Genomic DNA, 14,718 nt, shown 5'->3' with positions numbered 1-14,718 from the left:
CATTGGAAATAATTACATTGCATCATTTCCGCCCTATGGGACAAAAAAATAGCCTCCAGCATTGGTGACTATGAAAGTTCGACAGGCCATAGGATCTGGTGATATATGTAATCATTTTTGGTTACATTTGCGAATGTAACCAATTTAGGTTACATTCTTAATTGTAACCGTTTTTGGTTATGGTAAAGCGACGGGGCATTAGAATTAAGCTTTACTCTGGCGCTAGGGAGGTAGTTTTTGTCAAACAACTTAAAAGCAGTTATTACTGGTGACCTAGTAAACTCACGTCAAATTAACACGGATGAGTATAGTGAGGTGCTTAATCACCTGAAAGAGCTTTTGCACAACTTGGCACAAGAACGTGAGATGAGATTTGATATATTCAGAGGCGATGAATTTCAGGTTGTCTTGAAAGATCCTGCTGAATCAGTTTTTATCGCAAGTATTATTCGGCTTTCCCTGCTATCAATTAAAGTTGATGTACGCCAAAGTATTGCCGTAGCGGAAATCGATGATTTAAGAAGTAAAGTAAAGAGCTCAACTGGGCAAGCTTTCGTGCTGTCAGGCCAAAACCTAAATAATATGAAGTCTGAATTGTTTGCATTTGCATCTTCAAACAACGTCCTTTGTAAACACCTTAGCGCTACTATTTCATTACTTGATGTCCACTTATCGTCATTAACGCCCACTAAAGCTAGCGTTTTAAGTTGTTATTTGCAGCATAGTGATGAATCTCACGAGCATATAGGCAAGCGATTAGACAAAGGACGTGTCAACACGACCAAGTTATTAAACGCAAGTCACTACACAGCAGTAAAAGGCTATTTAGATTATGTTTATGAGCTAATTAGGCTAAAAGGAGAAATAAGTGAATGAGTATCTGATTTTATCCATATTGCTGTTAGCACATTTACTAGGTGATTTTTACCTGCAAAGTGAAGGAATGGTCAAGGCAAAGTATTTCGGTTCCAAGAAAAAATGGTTTAAGTTGGGACCTCTTTCTACACACATAGCCCACGCATTAATCCATGGAGGGTTAGTGTTAGGTTTGTTGGTAAGCTTTCGAATACTCGATTTGATTGAAGTTTCAACAACTGAAGTTTGGTTGCTGTTTATTAGTTTAACCTTTGGGCATTTGTTTATTGATATCTCCAAATCATGGTTTAGCTCGCAGTGTAGCGTCTTTAAAAATAATGCTTTCCCAACGCTAATCGTTGATCAGATTGCACATACCGTATTTATCTTCTGCATTTGGATAGGGTTTTTCGATAGATTTGGAAACTGGGTGGATAGCTTAAATCTCCAAAGCCTAATTATGGTAATTGCCTATCTTTTAGTATTGAAACCAACTTCAATAATTGTGCAGCTTATACTTTTGTCTAAGGACCATAATGGCGAGACGCGGGCAGAGTTTACAGAGAAAACTGAAATGGTAACAGCTGATAATGATAAGCAACTCCCCAACGCTGGCAAAGTTATTGGCTACATAGAGAGAGTAGTAATATTGACTCTGATTTTTGCAGATCAATACACTGCCATTGGATTTATTATCGCTGCTAAATCAGTTCTCAGGTTTGGTGAAAATAACTCAAAAGATACAAAACTTAACGAATACGTGCTTTTAGGAACATTGGCTAGTTTTGCTATCGTTTTGCTAGTGGGAGTGATGACCAAATTTATAGTTGAAAATCTAACTATGTAACCCGATGAAGTTACATTTAAATTTGTAACTTTGATAGGTTACACATGAAAGAAAAACTATCTAGCGAACTGTTTCCGTCTGCGCAAATTAAAGGGCAGAATACTTGATGATAAGTATCTTTGTTAGCATAAATAGAAAATTAGGAACGACTTTTATGGTAGCTAATTTCGACAAAGCTGATGACGATAAATCCCTGCTTGGTTATTGATAAATAACTGCTATGACTAACAACTGGTCAGATTTTGAAGTTGAGGTGGCCGTTGAAGATTACTTCAATATGCTTCGGCTCGAATTGTCTGGTCAGAAATACAATAAAACTGAGCACCGTCGAGCTCTGATTGAACAACTGAATAACCGCACCAATGGATCGATCGAGTTAAAACATCAGAATATAAGTGCCGTTTTGATCGAAATGGGTATTCCATACATTGACGGTTATAAACCTCGATTTAATTATCAACGTTCCCTTTTACCTCTCGCAATAACAGATTACCTTGAAAAGAATCCTGAGATTCAGCTGCTATTTGAGAAAGATTCGGTATTTATTCCAGCTGTTCCGAAAGTAGAAGATTTCCTGGCCGCCCTGGAACAGCCTCCGGCTCCAATAGATCGCAAAGAGAGCAGCATTGCAGAACCCAAGATTATTTATAATCCTGGTGGGGTAAATTATCTGGAGCGTGAAGCTCGAAATCAGTTGTTAGGTGATGCTGGAGAACAGTTTGTTATTAACTTTGAACGTGCTCGTTTAATACGTGCGGGTAGAGATTCTCTGGCCGACCAGATAGAACAAATCTCAATAACTATTGGTCCATCTGCTGGTTATGATATTCGTTCTTTTGAGGATAATGGTGCTGAACGTTTCATTGAGGCAAAGACAACAAAGTACGGAAAGAACACGCCGTTTTTTGTAACACCAAATGAATTGCGATTTTCCCAGAAGAATTCCTCGCGTTATTATCTATATCGAATATTCAAATTTCGGGATACTCCAAGACTTTTCGCTTTACAAGGTAATCTTGAAGAGCGCTGCATCCTTGCACCGTCAGAGTATATGGCGAGAACAGCATAAAATTTAGTAATTGATCTTTGGATTAGATAGTAGATCAGTTGCATCTATCTTTATATATATAATGATATTGAAATGACAAACGAACAGAACGACTTAGAATCCATTGCCAGTGAGAGTGTTGGCAAAATAATATTCGCGTTATCCCAATTAGAGTTTAATCTTAACCTTTGTTTTCAATGGTTAATTCGTGCTGAAGATTTTCACACCGTGAACCCCCTTATTGAGAGGCTTTCTTTTAAAAGCAAGATCGATGCTTTGAATGAGATTATAGAAATAAAGTTTTCCTCTAGCCCAGAGTGTATTTCTGATTTTAGGTTATGGTCCCAAAAATTAGATAAATTTAGAGTGAAGAGAAACTCATTCATGCATGGTCGCTGGGGTTTTCAATATGGAGATCAAGCAATTCTTAATGTTGCTCCAGGAATGATTGGAACAAAGCGTTTAAAAGAAACCCGCTATAGCGTTGATGAATTAAAAGCAGAACTACTTTTAATCAAAGCTATATCAAAGGAATTTATAAGTATTAGGGAAAAATGGCAAATCTAAACTACTATGAAAATTAAGGGTCAATCTGCCCAAAGTCTATCGAGTCGGGAAAAATAATAGACCCTGAAGTTCTATGACCTTTCCCCTGAATTAGTACCATTCCTTTGATGAGATTTGGTTACTTTATGCTGCATGTTTTGCGTATTCAACTGGTGGCATGTAATTCAATGAGCTATGCGGTCGGACGTGGTTGTAATGCTCCCGCCATAAATCAATTTCATATTTGGCTTCATCCAGTGTTCTAAACCAGTGTTGGTTAAGACATTCATTCCTGAATTTGCCATTAAGACTTTCTACAAACGCATTCTGTGTCGGCTTGCCAGGCTGTATGAACCCTAAACTGATGCCACTTTCTTTACTCCAGAAAAACATCGCTTTACTAGTGAATTCAGTGCCATTATCACAGACGATTTTGGCAGGTTTATCCCGTTGCTCAGTCAGTTGGCCAAGGAACCTGGCGACTTGTCTGCCACTGATTGAAACTGAGACAAGCTGACCCACCATTTCCCGTGAATAATCATCTACTACATTAAGCACGCGAAACCGCCGACCATTACTTAGTTGATCAGAGACAAAATCCATTGACCACCGTTGATTTGGTGCTGACGGTATTTCGAGTGGTTGCTTTGGTCGGGTTAATTTCTTACGTTTCTTGGTACGAACCTGCAGTCCTTCTTCGGTATACAGTCGGTAGGTATGCTTTTTATTCACCACCAGTCCCTGCGCTTTAAGCAGCCCATGCAACATCAGATAACCATATCTTGGATAGCGTGCAGCCAATGATTTCAGCTCAAGCCTGGCAGGCATATCAGTCCTTAAACGGGATTGATACCGATAAGCAGTTCGACTTAACCCTGCCAGCTTGCAGGCCACACGCTCACTGAGCTTGAACTGTTCAGTAAGGTGTTTAACAATCGGCTTTCTTGCCGCTGGCGTTACCACTTTTTTGACAGCACGTCCTTCATTGCCTCAACTTCCAGCAGTTTGTCTGCCAGCAGCTTCTTCAGCTTGTTGTTTTCGGACTCCAACTCTTTCAGGCGTTTGGCTTCGTTCACTTCAAGGCCCGCGTATTTACTGCGCCAGTTGTAAAAAGTACCAGATGAAATCCCCATTTCACGGCAGAGGTCGTCAACTTTGGTTCCAGCCTCATGCCGCTTAATGGCTTTAATGATTTGTTCTTCGCTGTAACGTTTTTTCATTTTGAGATCTCCAACTCCTATAGTTTATTGGAAATCTCATCAATGTCATGGTCTTAAATTTGGGGGAAAGGTCATCTATTAGCATTCCTGTTTAATGGACTGTTTTACGGCGCCGTGTTTGCCGTGTGCTCCGGGTGAGGGCGATGATCTTCTACCCATTGTTCGTCCATGCGTGGATCCATTTCAGCGAGAACGCTGCCGGATGCCGCCGGAACAGCAACGTATACATTCATATGGTCTTCTGCGATACGCTCGTTCAATAATGAATAATAACCTAACGCCAAGGCAAACAACGCCAGCACAATAAAAAATGCGATCGCTGAAAATCCCAGTACAAAACCTAAAATTAACGGCGCAATAAATGAACCGAAGCCATACGAAAACAATAAGGTTCGGCTAATCTCGACCAAATCTGTGTTTTCATCAAACACATCATTGGCACGGGCTACACTCAAGGGATAAATGCTGAATAAACTGACACCCAATAAAAAACCAACCGTATACAGCAACGCCAAACTATCACGCCAAATCAAAGGCAAAATCAGCATTAGCAGAAAAACACCAACACTGAAAAATCCAGACCAGGCCAGCATTTTCCGACGTCCCAATCGATCCGATAACATGCCCACAGGCAATTGCGCCATCAGCCCACCCAGAATGGTAATGGTCATAAACAATGAGACGACTTTAGGCTGATCAAACAGATTTAAAACGTACAGCGGCAGCATGGTGTAAAACGCGCCAACAAACACTCCACCAATAAAGCTACCAACCAATGCCAACGGCGCTATCGATAACAATTTTGGCATGCTGTAACGTTCAAAGGGTTTTAATACGGGTTGCGAGACACGCGTCACCGCGACCAACACCAGCGACCAGAGCACCAGAATTGAACCCAGAATGAAAATTGTATTGGCTGACATCTCCAGCATTAATAGCAATTGACCCAATGCCAACGCTAGGAAGAAGACGATGGTATAAATTGCAAGAATTTTGCCGCGATCTTCAGATGAGCTTTTTTCATTCAGCCAGCTTTCCAACACAATCAGCATGGCATAAAAGGCAAAACCTGACACCAAACGCAATACGGCCCAAAACCAGGGATCGAACCATAAGGCGTGGCCCAAAAAGGCCATGACCATAATCGCAGAAAAAGCCGAAAAACTGCGTGCATGACCTACTGTGACGATGAGTTTTTGACTGAATATTGCGGCTAACATCGCGCCGAGGAAAAAAGCGGAATTGATTAAGCCGATGGCGCCCTCATTGAGGCCTTTCTGTTTCAGGAATATGCCGATGAACGTCATCAATAACCCATAACCCGTTGCTAATAGGGAGATTGAAAAGAACAACGAGGAAATCGGTAATAAGGCTCTTTTAAAAAACATGCGGATTCCTGAAACGAAAATAGCTTGCTGCGAGTAAACAACAAGCCACTATTTTGATTGTTGTCAAAACAAATTCAAGGAAGAGTACAGCAATCTTGGTTTAGGTGAACTATGTTTAAACCCGAGTCAGAGTAAAACTCAATATCCCAAGTGAGCTGTGTCACGGGAAAAATAATCAAACGTTTTGATATCGTTTATTCTGAGAAGTTGATTGAGAAAAGTGAAAAAAGGAAAAGGGAGGAATTTGTTATATCCCGTTACTTATGGTGATCATTTTTAGTCACTAAAAATTCCAGACCCGCACCTACATCTTCCTCGCCACAGGCGGCCATGTCATCAGGGCTGGCGGCCTGCGCATCTTCATGATTCAGTATCAAATCGCGTTCGTTTCTCGGCTTATCTTTTTTAGTTTTTTCTTTGTCACTGACTTCAACTGAGCTTTTAGGCGAGATGGTGCTATCGTCCACAGCACTTTCCGGGCCGTTAGGACTTTTCGTCGGAGTAACTTTGGATTTATTGCTCATGTTGTTTACCTCTAGTGACATCAAAAGTAAGGCTAGTTGATAACAGGGAGAATTACGACTTAACGCTTTGCCTTTTGCAACCACTTATCCAGTTGATTACCAAACGCTTGTCGATCGCGTTGATTAAAAGCTGGCGGGCCGCCCATCTGTTCGCCACTACTTTATGTAATGACCACCCCTAAATATACTAAAAATCAAAGACTTGTCACACCTAACCAAAAAGGACTAAACTGATAGGTATCTCTGATTCTGGATGGCTGAATATGACTATTCATCTCACGCCCATCTTGTTCCACATCTGCTTATGCAGAAAATTAATCGTAAATCATTCACGGTTAATTCAATACACCCCATCGACCCTGAATAAACCATCTAACTTCAATAGCATAAAGATAATCGAAACGTGTATGACATTTTATGTTTCTTTCACGTTAATAATTGTTATGCCGTCGAAGATCATATTAGCAGTTTGTTAAGTTTTACTCGAAAAACGGGAGGACTAAATGAAAAACATATCTTTTAAAAGCATTTCGGAGTGGTTCATCTTGCTACTGGCTATTAGTTTTTTGTATGGCTGTGGCGCATCAGAAAACGATGATTTGGTCGGCACTTGGGAAATCGACCACGAAGCCATGAGTGAACTGACTAAACAGCAAATAGCTGAAGCCAATAATCCCATGGAAGTTGGATTGGCGAAGATGGTCATGGCCATGATTGATGACATGCAATGGGTAGCAAGTCTTGAAGACAATGGCTCATTGTCACTTTCGATGGAAGAAACGGATTATCTTTTGAACGCCACAGGTACCTGGTCGGTAGAAGATGATAAGGTCACCATGACGTACACGGAGCAGCGTGACCAGGTCAAATCGCTTACTGGTACGGTTCGAGATGGCCGTATCTACCTTGACCCGGAGAACGAGGGCCAGCCAGGCATTATTTTAACTCGTGTTGGCCCTCCCCTTGTCGCTATCGTTGAGGAGCAGCCGCAGATTCCACCCCTCGGACCGTTACGCAATGAATGTCCGCCAACATTGGTCAGCAAACCACGTGCCGATGGTGCAGAGGTTGATGATATTGTGGGGCTGCGACCCGGTCTGTTATTTGCTGATGTACGAGCGTTGCTCGAATGTCGTGATGATATTCGTGTAATACAGACTGCGGCATTGTGGAGTGCTCAGGAAAACTATGGTATTGCCACTCGTCAACTGCTTCGTGCTTCCGATGGAATTCCTTGTACAGAGCAGCAGGCGAAAAATTGTGATACAGGCGGTGGGCATTTCGAACCACTGCGGGACATCACCCGTGAATATATTGTTGCCTTTACTGGTCTGCCGGAGCAGGAGGTTGCACGAGTTATATGGCGACGCAGCTTGTATTCGGTGGAGGATACACAGGCAATTTCAGTGCTTTCGGAGGCACTCACTAAGAAGTACGGTCAGCCACAGCTCCAGGCTACCGGTAACCATTCACGCATTAACCATGTTCGTTCTGGTTCTACCAACTTGGTCTGGTTGACTTCACGTGAAGGTACACCGCTCCCGCCGCCAACCAGTGAATTCAGCAATGCAGCCATGAACTGGGAAACTTGCGTGAATGGACTTAAGCCACAATTCGCTACCCGACAAGGATGGAGCTCAGGATGCAATTTGACCATTCGGGCTGAAATTCTTCCACAGCCGGAAAATGGTTTGCTTGCTCGCGAGCTGAATATGGTGGTTGCTAACCAGCGCGATCTTTATCATGGAGACACACAATTCAAGAATGCTATGCGAATTGTGAGTGAGGAAAAGTTGCGTAGCGAGAGTGCCGCCCCGGATCTTTGATGACTTTGGCAAGTAGGTGACCACTTTGCTGAGATACTGAAAATCGCTGCTCTTTTACAGATCACTAATATCGGGTTTTCAGTTCAACGCTTAGCTTTCAACAGCCACTTATCCAGTTGATTGCCAAACGCTTGTCGATCCCGTTGATTAAAGGCCGGGGGGCCGCCCATCTGTTCGCCGCTGTTACGCATGGTTTCCATAAAATTACGCATGGTCAGTCGGGCGCTGATAGTGTCTGTAGTATACAGTTCGCCTCTTGGGTTTAAAGCCAATGCGCCTTTTTCAATCGCTTCTGCAGCAAGCGGGATATCGGCAGTGATGACTAAATCACCTTTCAGCAGGCGTTCAACAATTTCATTGTCCGCCACATCAAAACCGGATTGCACTTGCTGAAATTTCAGAAAAGGTGAGGGCGGTAATCGTAAGCTATGATTGGCAATAAAGGTGGTGTGGGTTTCTGTTCGGGTGGCAGCACGATAGAGGATTTCTTTTATTACCACCGGGCAGGCATCGGCATCGACCCAGATTTGGGGCTTACGTGGTTCAGCTTCGGTCAATTTATTTTTCCAACTGGCGGGTGCGTTCCACCTGTTTAACTTTGATATGAATGGCGGCTTTTGCCATCAGATGTGCGCTTACCGGTGCAGTGATAAATAGGAAAAGCGTCACCAAGATTTCATGCAAGCTGACACCATCCGTTGTAAAGCTGAAATGAATTGCCGAGGCAATCAGAATAGCCCCCACGCCAAGTGTGCTGGCCTTGGTTGGACCATGCAAACGCATATAAAAATCAGATAGTTTGTACAAACCAATTGAACCAACCAGCGTGAAAAACGCACCGACTAAAATCAAGATAGCTAAGATCCACTCAAGCATAATTGCCTCTATTCCATGATATCGCCGCGCAGCAGATATTTGCTTAGCGCGAGCGTACCCATAAAACCCATTACGGCGATTAATAAAGCCGCTTCAAAATACAAAGCACTTTGCAGATTAATGCCCAGCAGAATCAGCAATGCAATGGAGTTAATGTATAAGGTATCCAAAGCCAGAATTCTGTCTGGTGTGTTCGGACCAATAATCAGCCGGATAAAGCTTAGCAAAATCGCTAAACCGACCATGACAAATGCGATTGATAAGGCCAGATTCAGCATGTGACAAATATCTCCAGCAGTGGCTTCTCGAATTTGCGATGAATTTCAGCTTTGATCGCTTCAACGTCATCAATATGCAGCGCATGAATCAGCAAATAGCGGCGGTCTTTTGAGAGATCACAACTAACCGTACCGGGTGTTAACGAAATGGTATTGGCTAACAGGCCGATACCGACAGGACTGGTTAATTGCAATTCATAATGCAGAAAGCCCGGTTTTAAATTCTTTTGCGGCCCCAGGATCAGTTTGGCTACGACAGCGTTAGCTACCAGAATTTCAAACAACACTCTAAGCACATACAGCACTAACATCCACGGATGCCGAATAATGATTTTTTCAGGCCAGTAACTGGAGGTCAACCATGGAATAAAAATCGCCAACACTGCACCCAGTACGATATGACCAGGACTGATGGCGTTATTCAATAATAACCAGATGCCCCATAAAATCAGGGTGAGCAAAGGGTGGGGAAATAGCCGCTGAAGAATCATTTGCTGTTATCTCCATAAGGAACTGTACTTAACACAGCATCAATATAAGCCTGTCCATTGAATAACTGTCCTGCAATCTGACTGGTAATATCGGTTAATGGTTTAGCAAACAGTACCATTAATGGACTGACCAGCATCAGCAGGAAAACAGCCACAAAAGCTGACTTATTTAAAGGACTGGTTTTTTGACCTTCTTCCTTTTGCACACTGTAAAACAGTAATGAACCCGAGCGGACTACCGCGATAATCATCAATAAGCCGGCAATTAAAACGACACTTAAAATTGCTGCAAACCATGGGTGGTTGAGAGCAGAATGTAAAATCATCACTTTACCGAAAAAGCCGGATAACGGTGGCATACCGGTTAAGGCGATGCCTAACAGCATAAACACTGAACCTACGACTATCGGACGATCGATCGGAATGGCTTTGGTAAACGAATCGGAATAAATGCCGCGGCCTTTCATAATCACATCGGCTATCAGGAACATCGCTGCGCCGATCATGGTGGAATGAATTAAGTAATACAAAGAGGCAGCAAGGGCGGCTTCGTTATTGATACCGATGGCAATCATTAAGGTAGCGACCGATGCTAATATCAAATAGGCGACCTGACGACGTAATGCACGGGCGGCCAGCACACCCAAGGCGGCCAGGGCCAACGTTATTAAACCAAGTAGCAATACCCATTCAATATGCACAAACGCCAAGTCACCGGCTGCTTCACCAAAGATAGTGCCATGCACCCGGATAATAGCGTAAAGACCGACCTTGGTCATAATGGCAAATAATGCGGCGACTGGAGCAGAGGTATAGGCATAAGCACCGGGCAACCAGAGATAAAGCGGGAACATGGCAGCCTTGATACCGAAGACCACCAGCAGCAAGACTGCAGCGGTAGCCACTATACCTTGATCGGCCTCTGATACATTACGCACGGCGACAGCCATATCAGCAATATTCAAAGTACCCAGAATGCCATAAAGCGTGCCGACAGCGAACAGGAATAAGGTTGAACCCACCAGATTAATGACCACGTAATGCAGACCGGCACGGGTTCTTAAACGTCCCCCGCCATGAAGTAATAATCCATAAGAGGCGATCAGCAGAACTTCAAAGAATACAAAAAGGTTAAATACATCGCCTGTCATAAATGCACCGTTCAGACCAAACAGTTGCAACTGGAATAACACATGGAAATGCTGACCATGTTTATCGGTATCGGTACGAATGGCATACCATAATGCGCCTAATGCCAGTAGGGACGTCAGCAACAACATTAATGCGGATAGACGATCCAGCACAATGACAATGCCAAAAGGCGCTTGCCAGTTGCCAAGCAGCACGACTTGATAAATATCGCTATTTGCCAGTTGGAAGCTGACCAGGCTCACACCCACCAGCAGACTAGTTAAAATCAGACTTAAAATACGTTGTGTATCAATGCCAGCCGGACGAGCCATCAGCATCAGGATGCCGCCAATCAAAGGCAATAAAACCGGCAAAATAGTAAACGGACTCATGATTCGCTCCGTTCAGTTTCTGCTTTTGTGCTGTTATGTTTAGTGGCTTTCAGTTCATCATCTGAGCGATGCAAGCCATCGACATGATCATTACCCAGCTCGCTACGGGCTTTTAGGGCCAGTACGATGAGGAAAGCCGTCATCCCAAATGCAATTACGATAGCCGTTAATACCAAAGCTTGTGGCAGGGGATCGGTGTAAGCTGCAGCGGCAGGATCAATGACTGCGGGGATGCCGATTTGCAAACGCCCCATGCTAAACAGAAAGACGTTGACCGCATAGGCAAGCAGAGTTAATCCCAGTACTACCGGAAAGGTTCTTGCTCTAAGTGTGAGATACACTCCGCAACCTGTCATCACGGAAATGACACTGGCAACTAGCCACTCCATTATTTGATATCCTCAACATTGATGAAATGTGCTGCATGACTCAGTTTGCCAAGCTCAACCAGAATCATAACGGTGGCACCAACGACCACTAGAAATACGCCTAGGTCAAAGGCAATGGCACTGGCCACTTCAAATTTGCCCACGACGGGCCAGGTCAGATAGGTAAACGCTGTTGTCAGGAATGGATAGCTCAGTAACATGGAGACGACACCTGTACCCGTAGCGATCAATAGACCCAGCCACATTATCCGATGCATATCGGTCCGCAACCGCTCATTTGTCCAGTCGATACCGTTAGCAAGATATTGTGAAATCAATGCAACCGAAGCAATCAGCCCGGCGATAAAGCCACCGCCTGGCAGGTTGTGGCCACGCAGGAATATATACACTGCAACCATCAGCATTAATGGGAACAGCAAACGGGTCAAAGTTTGCATAATCGGTGGATGTGGATCATGACTCCATTCCAGACCTTCGACATCTTTTGTTGGCGCTGCAAGCTTGAGTCCTTCCAGCATGGCAAAGACCCCGAGACCGGCCAATGCCAGCACGACTATTTCACCTAAGGTATCAAAACCACGGAAATCAACCAGGATCACATTGACCACATTGGTACCACCACCACCAGGTTTGGCATTTTCGATAAAGAAATTGGCAATCGAGCTGTATTCACGGCTTAACACCGCCATGGAGAGCAGGAATACGGCAACTGCTGCTGAGATGGAAATAATGCCATCACGGGTAAAACGAATATAACTGCGTTCCTGTGGGGTGTGCTGAGGCAAAAAGAATAACGCTAATAACAACAACACAATGGTCACGACCTCAACAGAAAGTTGAGTCAGCGCCAAATCCGGAGCAGAGAACTTCACAAAGCCTAACGCTACGACAAGACCGACTACGCCAATGGTGATCAATGAAGTCAGGCGCTGATGATGGAGAGCTGCCGTTAACAGGCTGGCAACAATCAATATTAATGCCATGAGGATCGTAATTATATCGGCTTCCATTAATGCTCGATCCCCCAATAAAGGTGAATTAAACTGGAAGAACGTTAGGATGCTGAGCACCAATGCACCGCCAATCACCCAGCTCACGGAAGGTTGTAAGGTGGTTTGATCAAAATAATCGGTTACTTTTTTGGCAAAACGAATGGTTTTCCACTGCAGCCAGTCAAACACGGCTTTACCTTCAATCCCGTGTAAACATCTGTCATGCCAGGCAAACAGACGATGTCGTACGGTATAAACTGCCACCCCTAACACCAGGGCGATAAAGCTCATCATCAATGGCAGGTTAAAGCCATGCCAGATCGCCAGACTGAATTCTGGAGCCGGGGCTTGCAGACTTGCTGCTACCGCTACAGACAGAATTGGCCCAATCAGTAACATTGGTGCCACCCCGACGATCAGACATAGCACCACCAGAATATCGACCGGTATTTTCATGAAACGCGGTGGTTCATGAGGTGTTTTGGGCAAATCAATTGGTTCGCCATTAAAGAACACATCGTGGATAAAGCGCAGTGAATAAGCGACCGAGAAGATAGCGGCCAGGGTGACTAATGCCGGAATGGTCCAAGCTGCCAGCGTAGTATCTGACGCACTGATAGCCTGTTCAAAAAACATTTCTTTACTTAAAAAACCATTTAATAACGGCACACCAGCCATGGCGGCAGCGGCGATCATCGCCAGCATTGCTGTATGCGGCATCATTTTGAACAACCCGTTCAGTTTACGCATATCACGGCTACCGGATTCGTGGTCGATGATACCGGCGACCATAAATAGTGAACCTTTAAAGGTTGCATGATTAATGATGTGAAAAATCGCTGCTACCAGCGCCATTTGGCTGCCAAAGCCAAATAGCAGGGTGATAAGACCCAGATGACTTAGGGTTGAGTAGGCCAATAGACCTTTTAGATCATGTTTGAATAAAGCGACATAGGCGCCAATTAATAAGGTCAGCATACCGGCTGTGCCGACCAGCCAGCTCCATTCCGGGGTGCCCGATAAAGCCGGGAAAAAGCGTGCCAGTAAAAAGATACCGGCTTTCACCATGGTGGCGGAATGCAGATAAGCTGAAACCGGAGTAGGGGCAGCCATTGCATGCGGCAGCCAGAAATGGAATGGAAACTGTGCTGATTTGGTGAATACCCCCAGCAAAATTAGTAGCAATGTCGGCAGATATAAATCATGGCCTCTGATTAAATCGCCCGAAGCCAGCACTTGGGTCAGTTCATAGCTGCCAACAATATGGCCTAGTAATAACACGCCGCCCAATAAGGCCAAGCCACCTGCACCGGTTACCGCTAAAGCCATTCTGGCACCTTGACGGGCATCCTGACGATGCTGCCAATAGCTGATCAGCAGGAATGATGTTATTGACGTGAGTTCCCAGAAAACGACCAGCTGCAACAGGTTTTCGGATAATACGATGCCCAGCATTGAGCCCATGAACATCAGCATGTAGGCGTAAAATCGCCCCATTGAGTCTTTGGCTGATAAATAATAGCGGGCATAGACAATGATAAGCAGCCCGATCAGCAGAATCAGCAAGGCAAATAACAATGCAAGGCCATCTAGTCTGAAGGCAATATTAAAGCCGATAGAGGGCAGCCAGGACCATTGTTGAATAATGGTTTCGCCCGAAAAAATAGTCTGAATGGAAGGAAATAGGATTGCCAGAGTTAACAGGGTCGTCAAACCGGCTACCCAGGCAGAAGCCAAGCGATTGTATCGGGTAGCCCATGCAGCAATCGGAGCAGCGGCAAAAGGGAGTAAAGCGACTAAGGGTAGATTAAAACTGAGTAAGCTCATGACGGCTGGTGTTATCCCTGGCGATGCTAGACAATAATCGGTTCAGCATGTGGCTTATAGTGATTAAAATGTACTCTATTTGATTTTA

Annotated in this window: 16 protein-coding genes; 5 read left to right on the top strand and 11 right to left on the bottom strand. The window is 44.2% G+C overall.

Going from position 1 to position 14,718, the window contains the following annotated elements; all coding sequences use genetic code 11:
• Positions 1-237: 237 nt before the first annotated feature.
• The 4 genes from Q7A_RS11800 to Q7A_RS11785 all read left to right on the top strand — a co-directional run bounded on the left by Q7A_RS11800 (position 238) and on the right by Q7A_RS11785 (position 3,317).
• Complete coding sequence (locus Q7A_RS11800; RefSeq protein ID WP_014707832.1) at positions 238-876, top strand: SatD family protein; 639 nt, start codon at positions 238-240, stop codon at positions 874-876.
• Positions 869-1,702 (top strand): DUF3307 domain-containing protein, encoded by an 834-nt coding sequence (locus Q7A_RS11795; protein ID WP_014707831.1) that lies wholly within the window; start codon positions 869-871, stop codon positions 1,700-1,702. The genes Q7A_RS11800 and Q7A_RS11795 overlap by 8 nt, the downstream gene beginning before the upstream one ends.
• Positions 1,703-1,922: 220 nt before the next feature.
• Positions 1,923-2,771 carry a DUF3883 domain-containing protein gene (locus Q7A_RS11790; protein ID WP_014707830.1) on the top strand — a complete coding sequence of 283 codons (849 nt, stop codon included), beginning with the start codon at positions 1,923-1,925 and terminating at the stop codon, positions 2,769-2,771.
• A 72-nt stretch (positions 2,772-2,843) separates the two neighbouring features.
• The gene (locus Q7A_RS11785) at positions 2,844-3,317 is read left to right on the top strand and encodes a hypothetical protein (protein WP_041354654.1); all 474 of its coding nucleotides are present in this window, start codon (positions 2,844-2,846) and stop codon (positions 3,315-3,317) included.
• A 123-nt stretch (positions 3,318-3,440) separates the two neighbouring features.
• Here the strand turns inward: Q7A_RS11785 and Q7A_RS11780 are convergent.
• The 4 genes from Q7A_RS11780 to Q7A_RS11765 all read right to left on the bottom strand — a co-directional run bounded on the left by Q7A_RS11780 (position 3,441) and on the right by Q7A_RS11765 (position 6,574).
• A protein-coding gene (locus Q7A_RS11780) for an IS3 family transposase (RefSeq protein WP_151903925.1) occupies positions 3,441-4,516 on the bottom strand; the annotation gives its coding sequence in 2 pieces (ribosomal slippage) (positions 3,441-4,267 and positions 4,267-4,516; 1,077 coding nt in all).
• A gap of 104 nt (positions 4,517-4,620) precedes the next feature.
• Positions 4,621-5,904: an MFS transporter gene (locus tag Q7A_RS11775; RefSeq protein ID WP_014707826.1), complete on the bottom strand. Its 1,284-nt coding sequence runs from the start codon at positions 5,902-5,904 to the stop codon at positions 4,621-4,623.
• Between the two features lie 257 nt (positions 5,905-6,161).
• On the bottom strand, positions 6,162-6,428 hold the full coding sequence (locus Q7A_RS11770) for a hypothetical protein (protein ID WP_089418539.1): 267 nt from the start codon (positions 6,426-6,428) through the stop codon (positions 6,162-6,164).
• A 59-nt stretch (positions 6,429-6,487) separates the two neighbouring features.
• Positions 6,488-6,574: a hypothetical protein gene (locus Q7A_RS11765; protein WP_238595972.1), complete on the bottom strand. Its 87-nt coding sequence runs from the start codon at positions 6,572-6,574 to the stop codon at positions 6,488-6,490.
• Positions 6,575-6,931: 357 nt separating this feature from the next.
• Between Q7A_RS11765 and Q7A_RS11760 the strand changes: the two genes are divergently transcribed.
• Positions 6,932-8,254 (top strand): lipocalin-like domain-containing protein, encoded by a 1,323-nt coding sequence (locus Q7A_RS11760; RefSeq protein WP_014707823.1) that lies wholly within the window; start codon positions 6,932-6,934, stop codon positions 8,252-8,254.
• A gap of 83 nt (positions 8,255-8,337) precedes the next feature.
• On the opposite strand, the gene Q7A_RS11755 is transcribed toward Q7A_RS11760, so the two are convergent.
• From Q7A_RS11755 to Q7A_RS11725, 7 genes are read right to left on the bottom strand one after another with little or no spacing between them, the layout of a single operon-like run.
• Complete coding sequence (locus Q7A_RS11755) at positions 8,338-8,811, bottom strand: YaiI/YqxD family protein (protein ID WP_014707822.1); 474 nt, start codon at positions 8,809-8,811, stop codon at positions 8,338-8,340.
• A 1-nt stretch (position 8,812) separates the two neighbouring features.
• Positions 8,813-9,130: a Na+/H+ antiporter subunit G gene (locus Q7A_RS11750; protein WP_014707821.1), complete on the bottom strand. Its 318-nt coding sequence runs from the start codon at positions 9,128-9,130 to the stop codon at positions 8,813-8,815.
• 8 nt (positions 9,131-9,138) lie between these two features.
• Complete coding sequence (locus Q7A_RS11745; protein WP_014707820.1) at positions 9,139-9,408, bottom strand: K+/H+ antiporter subunit F; 270 nt, start codon at positions 9,406-9,408, stop codon at positions 9,139-9,141.
• Positions 9,402-9,899 (bottom strand): Na+/H+ antiporter subunit E, encoded by a 498-nt coding sequence (locus Q7A_RS11740; RefSeq protein ID WP_014707819.1) that lies wholly within the window; start codon positions 9,897-9,899, stop codon positions 9,402-9,404. The genes Q7A_RS11745 and Q7A_RS11740 overlap by 7 nt, the downstream gene beginning before the upstream one ends.
• Positions 9,896-11,422, bottom strand: a complete 1,527-nt coding sequence (locus Q7A_RS11735) for a monovalent cation/H+ antiporter subunit D (RefSeq protein WP_014707818.1) — start codon at positions 11,420-11,422, stop codon at positions 9,896-9,898. The genes Q7A_RS11740 and Q7A_RS11735 overlap by 4 nt, the downstream gene beginning before the upstream one ends.
• Positions 11,419-11,811 (bottom strand): Na+/H+ antiporter subunit C, encoded by a 393-nt coding sequence (locus Q7A_RS11730; protein ID WP_014707817.1) that lies wholly within the window; start codon positions 11,809-11,811, stop codon positions 11,419-11,421. Before Q7A_RS11730 ends, Q7A_RS11735 begins: the two co-directional genes overlap by 4 nt.
• Positions 11,811-14,630 carry a monovalent cation/H+ antiporter subunit A gene (locus tag Q7A_RS11725; RefSeq protein ID WP_014707816.1) on the bottom strand — a complete coding sequence of 940 codons (2,820 nt, stop codon included), beginning with the start codon at positions 14,628-14,630 and terminating at the stop codon, positions 11,811-11,813. The genes Q7A_RS11730 and Q7A_RS11725 overlap by 1 nt, the downstream gene beginning before the upstream one ends.
• Positions 14,631-14,718 lie beyond the last annotated feature (88 nt).

The organism is Methylophaga nitratireducenticrescens (assembly GCF_000260985.4).
Lineage (GTDB): Bacteria > Pseudomonadota > Gammaproteobacteria > Nitrosococcales > Methylophagaceae > Methylophaga > Methylophaga nitratireducenticrescens.
The sequence above is the reverse complement of the archived record's forward strand: the minus strand, read 5'-3'. Positions and strand labels throughout refer to the sequence as shown.